Raw genomic sequence first — 14,228 nt, forward strand, 5'->3', positions numbered from 1 at the left:
AAACCCCTTCCGCATCGGCCGCTGCCAGCACGGCGCGCGTCAGCGCGGCCGCCGGCGCGCTCATGGCGGCCAACGGGTCGGGACGTTTCGACCGGCTCATCGCGAGCGCCCCGATCCCCGGGGATGCTTCGCCTCGACCGTTTCCCGCAGGCGCGCCCGGCTCACGTGGGTGTAGATCTGGGTCGTCGAGAGATCCGCATGGCCGAGCAGCGTCTGCACGGCGCGCAGATCGGCGCCGCCCTCGAGCAGGTCGGTCGCGAAGGCGTGTCGCAGGACGTGGGGAGACACGCGGTCGGTGGGAATCCCCGCGCGACGGGCGATCCCGCGCAGGCGCGTGAAGAAGTTCTGGCGGGTCATCGCCTTTGCGCGCTGGGTCAGGAAGAGCGCATCGGGATCGCGGGGCGCGCGCTTCGCGAGCGCGGGGCGCGCCGTTTCGAGATAGGCATCGAGGGCCTCGAGGGCGAGCTCACCCAGCGGCACGACCCGCTCGACGTTCCCCTTCCCCACCACGCGCAGCCAGCCTGCGCGGCGGTCCAGGGCCGAGGTGGGCAGCCCCACCAGCTCGCTCACCCGGAGACCCGCCCCGTAGAGCACTTCGAGCATGGCGCGATCGCGCAGACCCAGCGGGCCTTCGGGCGCTCCGGCGGCCTCGATCAGTGCCTGGGTCTCGTCGTCGCGCAGCACCTTCGGAAGCGGCGCGTCGAGCTTCGGCGAAGCGACGCCGCGAACCGGATCCTCGGCGAAGGCCGCTTCGGCCCCGGCGTGGCGCAGGAAGCGGCGGACCGCGACGAGCGCGCGTGCGCGCGAGCGCGGCGCCAATCCCTGGGCCTGCAACGAGGCGGAGTAGGCCTGCAGCGCCGCGGGCGTCACCGCATCGGTGTGCGCGATACCCGCCCCGGCCAGGAAACCGAGGAAGCGGCGCAGATCGCGACCGTAGGCCTCGATGGTGCGGGGCGAGAGTCCGCGCTCGAGGGCCGCATGACGTAGGTACGCCTCGACCCCTACCTCGAGCTCCGCTGCCGGGCGCCGCTTGCCAGACCGGGAAGCGCTCATGACGCGCTTCCCAGGACCTCCAGCAGATCCCGCTCGAGTGCCGCGAGCGCCGCGTCGTCCTGGATCTTGCCGCCGTCGGCGTTCTTCAGGTAGAAGGCGTCGGTGACCTGGTCGAGCACCTTTCCGGCCTTGGAGATGTAGACCTCATAGCCGTGCGCGGTGATCACCCGTGTGAGGTCGTGCAGCAGGCCGAGTCGGTCGTTCGCTGCGACGTCGACGATCGTGTAGAAATCGGATTCGTCGTTGGTGACCGAGACGGTCTCGACGCTCTTGACCGGCGTGGTGGTGACGCCCACCGGACGCCCGCGTCGCTTCAAGAGTGCGGCCACGTCCTCCTCTCCGCCGAGCACGCGGCGCAGAGAGGTCAGCAGATCGTTCCAGACTTCCTGGCGGGCGGTCGGGTCCCCCTTCGGCGTCGCGATCCGGTAGACCTCGAGCGCCATGCCCGCCTTCGTCGTGTACGCATGGGCGCCCAGAATGTTGATGTGGTGGGCCGTCAGCACCCCGGCCACGTTCGTGAACAGGCCCGGTGCGTCCTGCATGCACAGGATGAACTCGGTGAAGTCGCCGCGCATCTCGCGCACGCCATGGTGGAAGGGAGACTCCCGGTCCCAATCGAGGGCCACGCGCGCATGCCGCGCGATCTGGGACGGGGTGTGCGCCGTGAAGTAGCGACGCGGCAGCATCCCGAAGTAGTCCTCGATGATCACGTCCTCGACGCCCTGCTTGCGCAGCTCCTCACCGGCGGCAGCCCGACGCTTCTCGACGCGACGCTCGATCAGCTCCATCGCGCGCTTCGGATCGTCCGCGCCCGTCTCGAGCAGCTCGCTCGTGCGGGTGAAGAGTTCGAGGAGCAGGCGGCCCTTCCAATCGGTCCAGGCCTTCTTCGACGACGCGCGGATGTCGACGACCGTGAGCAGCAGCAGCAGGCGCAATCGCTCGCGGGTCTTGACTGTGCGCGAGAACTCGAGGATGAGCTGCGGGTCCGAGAGATCGCGGCGCTGGGCGATGTGGGACATCACGAGATGCTCGTCCACCAGGAAGACGACCAGATCGATGAGTTCAGGGTCGGCCCCCATCCGCTCCAGACACGCCCGCGCGCGCACCGCACCCTTCGGCGAGTGGTCGCCCCCGAGGCCCTTGCCGATGTCGTGCATCAGGCAGCCGAGGATCAGCGGCAGCAGATCGCCGGTGTCGCGCACGAGAGCCGTGGCGACCGGAAGCTCCTTCTCGAGGTCGCCCTTCCACAGCCGACGCAGCTCCTCGACCAGGAAGATCGAGTGCACGTCGACGGTGTAGGTGTGATACATGACGTGCTGCCAGCGACAGACGATGTGGTCCCACTCGGGCAGATACGCACCCAGCAACCCGACCTCGTTCATCGTCGTCAGCGAACGCGTCACCCGGCGCTGATCGCGCAGGATCTTGAAGAAGGCCTCGCGCGCTTCGGGAAGCTGCCGAAATTCGTCGTCGACGAGGTCGAGATTCTCGCGAATCAGCCGGCGGGCCTTGCGGGTGATCGGGACATCGTAGTCCTGCGCCACCTGGAAGGTCCGCAAGAGCAGCAGCGGATCCTCTCGCAGCTGGCGCGAGTGGGGGATCTCGAGCTGACCGTCGGCGATCCGCAGCCCCTCCTCGACGTACTGGACGCGGCGCCGGCGCGGGCGCCGGCGCACCCGTGCGAGGGACTGCTCCATCACCAGCGAGGCGCAGTTCAGGACGTTGCGCGCGTGGCGGTAGTACTCGCCCATCAGCTGTTCGACCGGCAGCTGGTGGCCGTGCTCCTGGAAGGAGAGCGCCTGGGCAACGTGTTCCTGCAGGTCGAAGCTCATCTGGTCGTGCTTGCGGCCGACCTGGAGGTGCAGCTCGTTGCGAATGCCCCAGAGGAAGTCGAGGGCCGTGTTGAGATCGCGGGTCTCCGTGTGGGTGAGCAAGCCCTGATGCAGGAAATCCTCGCGACTGCGCGCGCCCGGCACCGCCGCCTGCATCGCCCAGTAGGCCGCGTGGTAGTCGCGCAGCCCCCCCGCCCCTTCTTTCACGTTCGGTTGGAGCAGGTAGAGCGAATCCCCGAACTCGGTGTGTCGCTCGTGGGTCGCGACGATCTGCTGGGAGATGAAGCCCTCGGGACGGTTCAACAGCTTCGACTGCACCAGCCGCGCGAACTCGTGGAAGAGGATCCCGCTACCCGCCAGGAAGCGTGGAGCCAGGAGCGCGGTGCGCACCGTCGTGTCGTCGCGCGCGAGCTTGATCGTTTCGGCGATCGTGCGCGTGGCGCCGCCGACGGTCACCTGGGAGTCCCAGAGCCACACCTGCAGGCGTTCGGCCACCGCCTTCACATAGGGGGTGACCTTGTCGCGGTAGAGGAAGAGTAGATCCACGTCCGAATGGATGTTCATCTCGCGGCGGGCGTAGCCCCCCACGGCCACCACGCAGAACTCGCTCGGCCCCTCGCCGCCTTCGTGGAAGTACTGGCCTTCGGAGAGATCGAAGAGTCGGCGAATCAGGGCATCGACCTGGTCGCTGTGGGCCTCGTTGACGGCCGTACCGCCCGCGCCGCCGGCGTGGAGATCGCGCAGGTGGTCCTTCGATTTCGCCAGGAACTCGCGCGCGGCGATCGGCACCTCCTGCGGTGCGATGGCGATCGGGAGCCAGTCGTGGACGTCAGGCGAACTCACCACGAACTCCTCACCGCGAGCGCGGCCGTGTCGTCGCGGTACTCGACCAGGGCATCGGCGATGCCCTCCGCGACGGCGTCGATGTAGCCCGGGTCGCGCAGCCGTTTCGACTCCCCGCGGTGGGTGACGAAACCCGACTCGACGAGCACCGCCGGCATCCCGGAAAGGAACAGCACATAGAACGGGCCCTTCTTGACCCCGAGATCTTCGACCGGGCGGTACTGCTTCGGCAACCCGGTGATCAGCTCGTTCTGCACGTGCTCGGCCAGCCGCTTCGAATGTGGCGACACCTCGGATACCCGCAGGCGCGCGAGGGTGCGCTGCAGATCGTTCACCTCGGATCGCGGTACGCCGTTCTCGCGCGCCGCCACCGTCACGCTGTGACGCTCGTAGTTCTGGTCGAGGTAGTAGGTCTCGATGCCGTTCGCCGACCGCCGCCGCGAGGCGTTCGCGTGCAGCGACACGAAGAGGTCGCCGCCAGCGCCCTCGGCGATCGCCGTGCGCTCCTCCAGGCTGAGCGCCTTGTCGCTGTCGCGGGTGTTCACCACCCGAAAGCCGCGCTCTTCGAGCTTCGGCTGCAGGGCCCGGGCGAGCTTCAGGGTGACGTCCTTCTCGCGCAGGCCCCCGATCCCGATCGCGCCGGGATCGCGTCCGCCGTGGCCCGCATCGAGCACGATGGTGCGCACCTGGCGCAGATCGGTCGGGAGCCGCAGCCCTTCGTCGCGCAGCGATGCGTCACCCTTGCCGCGCCGTCCGTAGACGTCGATCACCAGTCGATCGGGGTGGCTCAGGAGGAGCACGCGGTGGCGCGCGTGGGTCTCGAGGTCGAGCACGACGCGAATCGCTGTCTTCGTGTTCTGACCGATCCGGATCCCTTCGAGGAGCCCATCGCCGACGGGCCGCGCGTTCTCGTAGTCGCGTCCGACCCACACGCCCTCGAGGTCCATGTAGAGGCGCTCGGGTCGACCGTCCGCCGGCGGTAGCAGCCGGGCGTTTCGCTTGATCCGCACCTCGTCAGTGAGCTCGACGACGACGCGCGTGTAGTCCGGGTAGGACCAGTGTCGGAGCTCCGCCACGTCCGAGAGCCCGGGCGGCCGCTCGACGCCCAGACACAGGAGCGCCGCGAAGGTCAGGAGCGCGAGCCGCCCGGCCCTCACGACGGTTCCTCCTCGGACAGCTGTTCGCGCCAGCGTGCCAGGAGCGTCAGCGCCTCGACGGGCGTGGTCTCGTCGACCGCGAGCGCGCGCAGCTCCTCGAGGACCGCGTCGGCCTTCGGGTCCGGGGCCGCCTCCTGGAAGAGTCCCAGCTGCGCGTCGGCCGATTTCGGCTCGGGGGCCAGGCGCGCGCGACCCGAGTTCTCGACGCCCGTCGACTCGAGCTGCCCGAGGATCTCTCGCGCGCGCTCGAGCACGCGGCCAGGCAACCCGGCCAGGCGCGCGACCTGGATCCCGTAGGAACGACTCGCCCCGCCTTCGACCAGGCGGCGCAAGAACACCACCTCGTCGTTCCACTCACGCGCGGCGAAGTGGGCGTTCACGACGCGGGGGTGACTGGCAGGGAGATCGGTGAGCTCGTGGTAGTGGGTCGCGAAGAGTGTGCGGGCACCGACGCCCGGGGCGTCGTGCAAGTATTCGGCGACGGCCCAGGCGATCGACAGGCCGTCGTAGGTGCTGGTGCCGCGGCCGATCTCGTCGAGGATCAGCAAGCTGCGCGGCGACGCGTGCGCCAGGATCTCGGCGGTCTCGCGCATCTCGACCATGAAGGTCGACTCGCCCCGGGCCAGCCGGTCGCTTGCGCCGACGCGCGTGAAGACGCGATCGACCACGCCGATCCGCGCCGACTCGGCGGGAACGTAGGACCCGAGCTGAGCGAGCAAGACGATCAGCGCCACCTGGCGCAGGTAGGTGCTCTTGCCCGACATGTTGGGGCCGGTGAGAACCACGATCTGGCGCGTCTCCGGGTCGAGCTCGGTGTCGTTGGGGACGAAGGCCTCGTCGCCACGCGCCACCAGGAGCGGCTCGATCACCGGGTGACGACCGCCGTGGATCTCGAGCTGGGTCGTCTCGTCCACTTCGGGCCGCGTCCAGCCATCGCGCCGGGCCACCTCCGCCAGTGAGGCCAATGCGTCGAGCTCGGCGACGGCGTCGGCCGCGCGCCCGATCTCGTCCGAGGCCACCAGCACCGTCTGGCGCAGCTCCTCGAAGAGCTCGCGCTCGAGGGCGGCCGCGCGCTCGGTGCCGCCCCGCACCTCTTGCTCGATCTCGCGCAGGGCCGGTGTCGTGAAGCGTTCCGCGTTCGCCAGGGTCTGCTTGCGCTCGTAGTCGTCGGGCACGCGATCGAGGTTCGTCTTCGTGACCTCGATCGAGTAGCCGTGCACCGGGTGGAAGCGGATCTTCAAGTTGGCGATGCCCGTCCGATCGCGTTCGGCCGCCTCGTGCCCCGCGATCCAATCGCGTCCCTTGTGCACACCGCCGCGCAGGCCATCGAGCTCGGCTCGATAGCCGTCGCGGATGTACCCCGTCTCGAGCGCACCGCGAGAACCGCGCGGGAGCGGCGCGACTTCGTCGGCCAACGCAGAGCGCAAGAGCCCCGCCACCTCCGGAAGCGCACGCGGCACCGGGAGCGCCGCCGGCCGCTCTCCTTCGAGGAGCGCATCCCCTTCACCCGCGGTGTCGGAGACCGCCGCTTCGAGGGCCGGGAGCGCTTCGAGCGACGCGCGCAGCGCCACGGCGTCGCGCGGGGTCGCGCCGGGGCGCGCCACCTTCGAGAGCAGGCGCTCCAGATCGCGCACGCCAGCGAGCGCGTCTCGCACGCGACCGCGCAACCGATCGCGATCCGCGAGAAACGCCACCGCATCCTGCCGCGCGCGAATCCGCTCGGCGTTCACCAGTGGGTAGGCGAGCCAGCGGGCCAGACGACGCGCGCCCAGGGGCGTGCGTGTCTCGTCGATGCGGTCGAGGAGCGTGCGCGCACGCGTCCCGTCCTCGCTGTTCTGCAGCAGCTCGAGGTGCGCGCGGGTGGCCTCGTCGAGCACCATCGCGTCGGTCAGGGCGTAGCGCCGCAGCCGCGAGGTCTGGCCCAGCACGAAGGGCTGATGCCGACCGACGTAGTGCAGGAGCGCCGCCGCCGCGCGGGAGGCCGGGTCCTCGGCATCGGCTTCGAGCCCTTCGGGATGAGCGGGCGCCTGCGCCACCTCGTAGTCGACCGGCTCGCAGGGCGAGAAGGCCGCGTCGGGAAGCTCGCGGGCGAGCGCCGGTTCCACCTCGGGTCGGTCCGCCGGCACCAGCACCTCGCGGGGCCCGAGCCGGACGAGCTCTTCGCAGAGCGCCGCGGGGAGGGTCTCGCCGGAATCCGCCGCGACCTCGGTCGCCCGCAGGTCCCCGGTGGAGGCATCGAGCACGGCCAGGCCCGCCGGGTTGCCCGGCACGACCGCCGCCAGACACAGCTCCCGACTCGCTTCGATGCTCTGGGGGTCGCTCGAGAGGCCCGGCGTGACGACTTCGACGACGTCGCGCTTGACCAGCCGCTTCCCGCCCACCGACCGCGCGTCCTCGACCTGCTCGCAGATCGCCACCCGATAGCCCTTGGACGCGAGCTTCGCGAGGTGCTGCTCGGCCGCGTGCACCGGGATGCCGCACATGGGCACCGCGTCTTCCTTGTTCTTGTCCCGGGTGGTGAGCGCGATGTCGAGCAGCGGCGCCGCGATCTCGGCGTCCTTGAGGAACATCTCGTAGAAGTCGCCCATCCGGTAGAACAGGATCTCTTGGGGATAGCGCGCCTTGATCGCCAGGAACTGGCGCATCATCGGGGTGTCGAGCGCCGACTTCGCCTTGCTCACGACAGGAAGTCCCGCTGGAAGGTGCTCTTCTCACTCCGCAGGAGTCCGCGCCGCTCGAGCACGTCGAGGAGCTCGGCCGTAGCCTTCGAGCTCTCGCTATCGCGGCGTTCGCTGATGAGGAGCCGGCCGAGCGCCGCCCGGGTCTCGAGATCGTCGGGGCTGCGCTCGAGGACGCGACGCAGCTCGGCCAGCGCCTCTTCCGTCTCGCCGCGCGCCGCCAGCGTGCGCGCCAGGGCGAGGCGGGCGTGGACGTCATCGCCACGTTCTTCGATCAGGCCGCGCAGGTAGGCCTCGTAGTCGCGGGGCTTGTCGAGCGCGGCGTAGGCCGACTCGATCTGGGGGTAGACGAGTGCCGCGCTGCGCCGATCGATCGCCGGGACCTTCGACCAGGCGGCGAGCGCCGCCTTCGACTTGCCGCGCTCGGCCTCGAGCGAACCCAACACGATCCAGCCCCGCACCGACTGGGGGTTGGTGCGCAACGCGCGCCGCACCGCCTTGCGCGCGTCGTCGTTCCGGCCCTCGGCGAGCGCCGCCTCGGCCATGTCGACCCAGAGACGCGCGCGCTCGACCGCGGCGTTCGTCTTGTCGAGCTTCGCGAGCCGCTTCTGGGCGGCCAGGGCGCGCGGGTAGTCGCGCACCGCACCCGCCAACGACACCAGCGCACGCAGCGACTCGACGTGCTTCGGATCTCGCGCCAGCACCTCTTCGTAGGAAGCGATCGCCCGCTGCAGGAAGCCGCCCTGACGGAAGTCGGCGGCCAGGTCGGCCATCGCCGTGATCGTCTGCTCGGGCGTCAGATCCTGACGCAACAGCAGGTTCTGGTGGACGCGGATCGCGCGGCCGATCTCACCCCGCATCCGATAGAAGCGCGCGAGCGCCAGGTAGGGCTCGACTCCCGTGGAGTCGAGTTCGACCACCTGGGTGAGCAGCTCCTCAGCGCGCTCGTGATCGCGATCGAGCACGGCGAGCAGCGCAGCTCGCGCCGCTTCGTCCGCGTCGCGCGGGAGACGCCGCCGGGGGCGCCTGCGAAACCAGTCCCGGACGGAAATCAGCGACTCCCGTCGCCGGCGGCCGCGTCGGGCGCCGCCGGGGCACCAGAGCTGTCCTCGGCGAGGGGGAGGTTGCGCAGCTGGTGGATCTCGGACTCGAGCCCGCCCACGGTCTTGCGGTAGCGACGCTGGACCATGCCGGCGCGAACGCCGAAGAAGAACCAGCCGAGCCCCGCGAAAGCGAAGCCGAGCCCGAAGGCGCCGATCAGCGCCTGCCAGATCGGGATCTCGAGGATGCCCCAGAGGTAGTGCACCGCGACCCGGTTGGCGTTCTCCGAAGCGAACTGCCAGCCGAGCACCATCACGGCGCCGATCAGGCCAAGACCGATCAGACGACGCACCCAGCGCATGGAAACGGTCACTCCCGGGGGGCGGAAGCGGAGAGCGGAACTAGGAAGTGGGCGACTCCGGAGAAGAATGGCGCCCCACGTCCACCATCTCCTTCAGCTCCTTGCCCACTTTGAAGAACGGAGTCCGCTTGGCGGAGATGTGTACGGGCTCGCCCGTCTTCGGGTTCCGGCCCTCACGGGCCTCCCGCACCTTCACCTGGAAGCTCCCGAAACCGCGGATCTCGATGCGCTCGCCCTCCTTGAGAGCACTCGCCATCGAATCGAAGATCGTGTTGACGACGATCTCCGTGTCTTTCTTCGAGATGTGCGGCGTCCGTTCGGCCACCGCCTCGATCAGTCCGCTCTTCGTCATGTCGCTCTATTCCTCTCCGTCTGTGCCCTCGGTTCCATCGGTCTTCTGGGCAAGCTTTTCGGCGAGGAGGTCCCCCAGCGTGGTCGTCTGCGTCGCAGACTGCTGGGCCGCCAGCTTCTTCAAGGACTCTCGCTGTTCCTTATCGGTCAGCGCCTTGATCGACAGAGAGATCTTCTGCTCCATCGGGTCGACGCGGGTGACGAGCGCCGTCACCTCCTGACCTTCGGAGACCACATCTGACGGGTTTTCCACCCGCTCCTGGGCCAGCTCCGAGCTGTAGATCAGCCCTTCGATGCCGTCCTCGAGTCGGACGAAGGCACCGAAGTCCGCCACGTTGGTGACGGCGCCGTTGATCTCACTGCCGACCGGGTACTTCTGCAGGATCTCGTTCCAGGGGTTGTCCTGGAGCTGCTTGATGCCCAGAGAGAACTTCTCGTTCTCCTTGTCGATCTTCAGCACGGTCGCTTCGACCATGTCGCCCTTGTTGAACTTCTCGCTGGGGTGCTTGATCTGCTCCGTCCAGGAGATGTCCGACACGTGCACCAGACCGTCGATGCCCTCTTCGAGGCCGATGAAGACGCCGAAGTTGGTGACGTTGCGGACCGCGCCCGAGACCTTGGTGCCGACCGGGTACTTCTCCTCGATCACGCTCCAGGGGTTGGGCTCGATCTGCTTCATGCCCAGCGAGATCTTGCGATCGCGCTCGTCCACGTCGAGCACCACGGCTTCGACGCTGTCGCCCACGGCCACGACCTTCGACGGGTGCTTGATGCGCTTCGTCCAGGACATCTCCGAGACGTGGATCAGGCCCTCGATGCCCGGCTCGAGCTCGATGAAGGCACCGTACTCGGCGAGCGAGACGACCTTCCCTTCGATGCGCTTGCCGATCGGGTAACGCATCGACGCGTCGATCCACGGATCGGGCTGGATCTGCTTGAGGCCCAGCGAAACCCGCTCGTTCTCCGAATCGAACTTGAGGACCTTGACCTTGATCTCGTCGCCGACGTGGAAGAGCTCGCTCGGGTGGTTGACCCGGCCCCACGACATGTCCGTCACGTGGAGCAGGCCGTCGATGCCACCGAGGTCGATGAACGCGCCGTAGTCGGTGAGGTTCTTGATCACACCGTCGACGATCTGACCGGGGGCCAGCGTCTGCAGCGTGGTCTCGCGCATCTTCTTGCGCTCGCTCTCGAGGAGCGCGCGGCGCGACAGCACGATGTTGGCGCGTCGCTTGTTGAACTTGATGATCTTGAACTGGAGCTTCTGCCCGACCACGTGCTCGAGGTTGCGCACGGGTCGCAGGTCGACCTGGGAGCCGGGCAGGAACGCCTTGACGCCGATGTCGACGGCCAGGCCGCCCTTCACGCGCGATAGCACCGTGCCTTCGACGGGCTCGTCGGCCTTGTAGGCCTTGCTGATGTCGTCCCAGACCTTCAGCCGGTCGGCCTTCTCCTTCGAGATCACCACGCGACCGTCGTCGCCCTCGGCCTGCTCGAGCAGCACGTCCACTTCATCGCCGGGGCCGACGAGGACGGTGCCGTCGTCGTCCATGAACTCCCAGGCGGCGACCAACCCCTCGGACTTGAAGCCGATGTCGATCTGCACGTGGTCGTCGTCGATCGACAAGACGGTGCCCTTCACCACCTCGCCTTCCTTGATCGCTCGAATGCTGCTTTCGAACAGGTCGGCGAAGGACTCGCCGGTACTCAGGTTACTCATAAGCGTTTACTTGGGTGTCTCCGTAGAGTCGCCGCGCGCCCGCGCGGCGTTGGGTACGTCGGAACCAGCGGCCGGCTCCTCGAGGAGCGGCGCCGGGAACAGATGGGAACGGGCGGCGGAGAGTAGCCGGAAAAGTGCCTCCGCGTCGCCTGCTTCCAGCGCTCGGGCCAGGTCCTCGAGGGCCTGGCCGGTAGCGGCCACCGGGGCCGCCAGCGCCTTGTGATTCTGGGACAGGATATCGGCCCACAGGCCGGGATCGCTGCGGGCGATCCGGCTGAAATCCCGGAAGCCGGCCCCCGCCACCTCGGCGGCGGCGCCCGGTGCCTTCTCCAGGCTGGCCGCGTAGGCGTAGGCCAGCAGATGGGGCAGATGGCTGATCCAGGCCACCTCGGCGTCGTGGGCGGCGGGCCCGCGGCGCACCACCTGGGCGCCCAGGGCCTCCCAGAAACCCGCCACGCGCGCCGTTGCCTCCCCATCGGCCTCGGTGACGACGCACACGGCCCCGTCCAGGAGGTCGGGCCGCGCGTGCTCCATCCCGGTTTCGTGCCCACCGGCCATCGGGTGGGATCCGACGAACTGGGCACCCGGGGGGAGGATCCCAGGCAGGGTCTCGACGAGCGGGCCCTTCACGCTGCCGACGTCAGTGACCAGGCAGCCGGCGCCGAGGCTCGGCGCGAGGGACTCGAGGACCCGCGGCATTGCGCCCACGGGCGTCGCCAACACGACCAGGTCTGCGTCGCGGCCGGCGACGTCGAGCTCTGCGATCGCATCGACCGCGCCGAAGCGCAGGGCCTGGGCGCGGGCGTTCGGGCTTCGCGTGGCGCCCACGACGTGGTTCGCCACCTCGCGCTGCTTCGCGGCCCAGGCGACCGAGCCCCCGAGGAGGCCCAGCCCGACCACGAGCAGTCGCTCGAAGGGCGCCGTCACGCTCCCTCCTCGCGCAAGCGAGCCAGGGTCTTCACCAGGCGCTCGTTCTCTTCGGGCAGCCCGATGCTCACCCGGATGTGGTTCGGCATGCCGAAGCCGGCGAGGGGACGCACGATCACGCCCTCACGCTGCAGCCGCTCGAAGGCGTCGGCGCCGGCCTCGACGAGCACGAAGTTCGCGTCGCTCGGCCAGACCCGACAGCCCAACGCGCCCAGCTCGCGGGTGAGGTAGGCGATGCCTTCGTCGTTCAGCGCGCGCGTGCGCTCGGCGTGGTCCTCGTCGTCGAGGGCCGCCACGGCGGCCGCTTCGGCGAGGCGGTTCACATTGAACGGGTGACGCGCGCGGTTGAGGTAGTCGATCAGCTCCGGACCCCCGAGGCCGTAGCCCACACGCAGACCGGCGAGTCCGTAGATCTTCGAGAAGGTCCGCATCACGAGGGTTCCCGGCCGGCGCGCCACCCAGGACAGGGCGTCGGGGAAATCCTCGCGGCGCACGAACTCGCGATACGCCTCGTCGACGAAGAGCACCACGTCTTCGGGCAGCGAGGCGACGAAGGCGTCGAAGGCCTCTGCCCCCATGCTCGTGCCGGTGGGGTTGTTCGGGTTGCAGACGAACACCACGCGGGTGCGCTCGGTGATCGCCGCGCGCATGGCGTCGAGATCGTGGGCGAAGTCGCCGTCGAGGGGCACGGCTACCGGCGTCGCGCCCATACCCTGGATCACGATCGGGTACATCGCGAACGACGGCCAGGCGTAGACGGCCTCGTCCCCGGGTCCGAGGAAGGACTTCGCGACGAGCTCGAGCACTTCGTCGCCACCGCAGCCGAATACGAACTGGTTCTGCGCCACACCGAAGTGCGCGGCCAGGCGCGCGCGCAGCTCGAAGCAGGCACCGTCGGGATAGCGGTGCGACTCCTCCAGGGCCTCACGGACGGCGGCGATCGCCTTCGGGGACGGTCCGAGCGGGCTCTCGTTCGACGCGAGCTTGATCGCGCCCTCGATCCCGAGCTCGCGCTCGAGCTCTTCGGGCGGCTTCCCCGGCTCGTAGGGCGCGAGCGCGCGGATGTGGGGCTTCACGACACGTTCGAGGGTCATGCGACGCTCCCGGCGAGGGGGGTCCGAGCGCGCGGAAACGACCCGAGCACCCGTGACGTGTGGGCCACCTGCGACGCCACGTCCAGCGCGCGCTGGACGGCCGGATCGGATTGATGTCCCGCCCAATCGATGAAGAAGTAGTACTCCCAAGGCCTCCCCTTGATCGGCCGGAGCTGGATGGACGTGAGGCTCACGCCCTCCTGCGCCATCGGCTCGATCAAGCGGAGGAGCCCTCCTGCTTCGTCGCGGCGGATCGTGAACACCGCCGAGGTGAGGTCGTGACCACTGGCCGCCGGCGGATCGCCGCCGATCACCAGAAACCGGGTGGTGTTGTCGTGTCGATCCTCGATGCCTCGCGAGATCACCTCGAGGCCGTAGGTCTCGGCGGCCAGGGCAGTGCCGATCGCGGCGACGCTGCCGTCCTCGGCGGCCAGCCGGGCGGCGGCCGCGGTGCTCGCGGCCTCGACCCGCTCGGCGTCGGGCAGCGCCTCCTCGAGCCACCGCCGCGACTGGGCGAGGGGCTGCGGGTGCGACACCACCCGGCGTACGTCTTCGAGACGCCCGCTCTTCGAGACCAGCGTCAGCGACACGCGCACGACGCGCTCGGCGCACACCGGCACCTCGTGCTCGGTGAGCGCATCGAGGGTCTGGGTGACGACGCCCTCGGTGCTGTTCTCGACGGGCGCCATGCCGTGATCGACCCGCCCGCTCTCGACGGCGCGAAACACGTCGCCGATCGTCGGTACCGGGTGGTAGTCGACCATCGCGCCGAATTGTTCGCGCGCCGCGAGGTGAGAGAACGTGCCCTCCGGGCCCAGGAAGGCGACGCCGACCCGGGTCTCGAGGGAGCGGGTCCCAGAGATGATCTCGCGGAAGACGGGGCCGATCCCATCCGACGGAAACGGACCGGGGTTGCGCGACTCGAGGGCTTCGACGATGCGGCGCTCGCGGCTCGGTTCGTAGACCCCGGTGTTGTGGTTCTGCTTGAACTCGCCGACGCGCCCGACGAGGGTCGCTCGATCGTTCAACAGCGCGAGAATCGCGTCGTCCACGGCGTCGATGCGCGCGCGCAGGTCGGCGAGCGCCGACGCGGCGGGCGCGTCAGAGGCAGTGGGGGCAGTGGACTCTGCTGAAACCGGGTCTCGTCGAGACATGGAGCCATCCGAGATCG

Annotated in this window: 11 protein-coding genes; all 11 read right to left on the bottom strand. The window is 69.3% G+C overall.

Annotation, left to right across the window (positions count from 1 at the left end):
• Positions 1-96: 96 nt before the first annotated feature.
• The gene (locus AAF430_25305) at positions 97-1,053 is read right to left on the bottom strand and encodes a site-specific tyrosine recombinase XerD (GenBank protein ID MEM7413575.1); all 957 of its coding nucleotides are present in this window, start codon (positions 1,051-1,053) and stop codon (positions 97-99) included.
• The gene (gene glnD, locus AAF430_25310; GenBank protein MEM7413576.1) at positions 1,050-3,728 is read right to left on the bottom strand and encodes a [protein-PII] uridylyltransferase; all 2,679 of its coding nucleotides are present in this window, start codon (positions 3,726-3,728) and stop codon (positions 1,050-1,052) included. The genes AAF430_25305 and glnD overlap by 4 nt, the downstream gene beginning before the upstream one ends.
• Positions 3,725-4,885 (bottom strand): N-acetylmuramoyl-L-alanine amidase, encoded by a 1,161-nt coding sequence (locus AAF430_25315; GenBank protein ID MEM7413577.1) that lies wholly within the window; start codon positions 4,883-4,885, stop codon positions 3,725-3,727. Before AAF430_25315 ends, glnD begins: the two co-directional genes overlap by 4 nt.
• Positions 4,882-7,566, bottom strand: a complete 2,685-nt coding sequence (gene mutS / locus AAF430_25320; GenBank protein ID MEM7413578.1) for a DNA mismatch repair protein MutS — start codon at positions 7,564-7,566, stop codon at positions 4,882-4,884. Before mutS ends, AAF430_25315 begins: the two co-directional genes overlap by 4 nt.
• Positions 7,563-8,528: a tetratricopeptide repeat protein gene (locus AAF430_25325; protein MEM7413579.1), complete on the bottom strand. Its 966-nt coding sequence runs from the start codon at positions 8,526-8,528 to the stop codon at positions 7,563-7,565. Before AAF430_25325 ends, mutS begins: the two co-directional genes overlap by 4 nt.
• 86 nt (positions 8,529-8,614) lie before the next feature.
• The gene (locus AAF430_25330) at positions 8,615-8,965 is read right to left on the bottom strand and encodes a LapA family protein (GenBank protein MEM7413580.1); all 351 of its coding nucleotides are present in this window, start codon (positions 8,963-8,965) and stop codon (positions 8,615-8,617) included.
• A gap of 40 nt (positions 8,966-9,005) precedes the next feature.
• Complete coding sequence (locus AAF430_25335) at positions 9,006-9,317, bottom strand: integration host factor subunit beta (protein ID MEM7413581.1); 312 nt, start codon at positions 9,315-9,317, stop codon at positions 9,006-9,008.
• Between the two features lie 6 nt (positions 9,318-9,323).
• On the bottom strand, positions 9,324-11,036 hold the full coding sequence (locus tag AAF430_25340) for a 30S ribosomal protein S1 (protein MEM7413582.1): 1,713 nt from the start codon (positions 11,034-11,036) through the stop codon (positions 9,324-9,326).
• A gap of 6 nt (positions 11,037-11,042) precedes the next feature.
• Positions 11,043-11,963 carry a prephenate dehydrogenase gene (locus tag AAF430_25345; protein MEM7413583.1) on the bottom strand — a complete coding sequence of 307 codons (921 nt, stop codon included), beginning with the start codon at positions 11,961-11,963 and terminating at the stop codon, positions 11,043-11,045.
• Entirely contained in the window at positions 11,960-13,057 is a 1,098-nt protein-coding gene (gene hisC, locus AAF430_25350; GenBank protein ID MEM7413584.1) for a histidinol-phosphate transaminase, read from the bottom strand. The genes AAF430_25345 and hisC overlap by 4 nt, the downstream gene beginning before the upstream one ends.
• Positions 13,054-14,211 (bottom strand): prephenate dehydratase, encoded by a 1,158-nt coding sequence (gene pheA / locus AAF430_25355; GenBank protein MEM7413585.1) that lies wholly within the window; start codon positions 14,209-14,211, stop codon positions 13,054-13,056. The genes hisC and pheA overlap by 4 nt, the downstream gene beginning before the upstream one ends.
• Between the last annotated feature and the right edge of the window lie 17 nt (positions 14,212-14,228).

The organism is Myxococcota bacterium, from assembly GCA_039030075.1.
Classification (GTDB): Bacteria; Myxococcota_A; UBA9160; order UBA9160; family SMWR01; genus JAHEJV01.

Coding starts and splice junctions, on each gene's coding strand:
- AAF430_25305 (MEM7413575.1), bottom strand. CDS start 1,053: ATGAGCGCTTCCCGGTCTGGCAAGCGGCGCCCGGCAGCGGAGCTCGAG.
- AAF430_25330 (MEM7413580.1), bottom strand. CDS start 8,965: ATGCGCTGGGTGCGTCGTCTGATCGGTCTTGGCCTGATCGGCGCCGTG.
- AAF430_25335 (MEM7413581.1), bottom strand. CDS start 9,317: ATGACGAAGAGCGGACTGATCGAGGCGGTGGCCGAACGGACGCCGCAC.
- AAF430_25340 (MEM7413582.1), bottom strand. CDS start 11,036: ATGAGTAACCTGAGTACCGGCGAGTCCTTCGCCGACCTGTTCGAAAGC.
- hisC (MEM7413584.1), bottom strand. CDS start 13,057: ATGACCCTCGAACGTGTCGTGAAGCCCCACATCCGCGCGCTCGCGCCC.
- pheA (MEM7413585.1), bottom strand. CDS start 14,211: ATGTCTCGACGAGACCCGGTTTCAGCAGAGTCCACTGCCCCCACTGCC.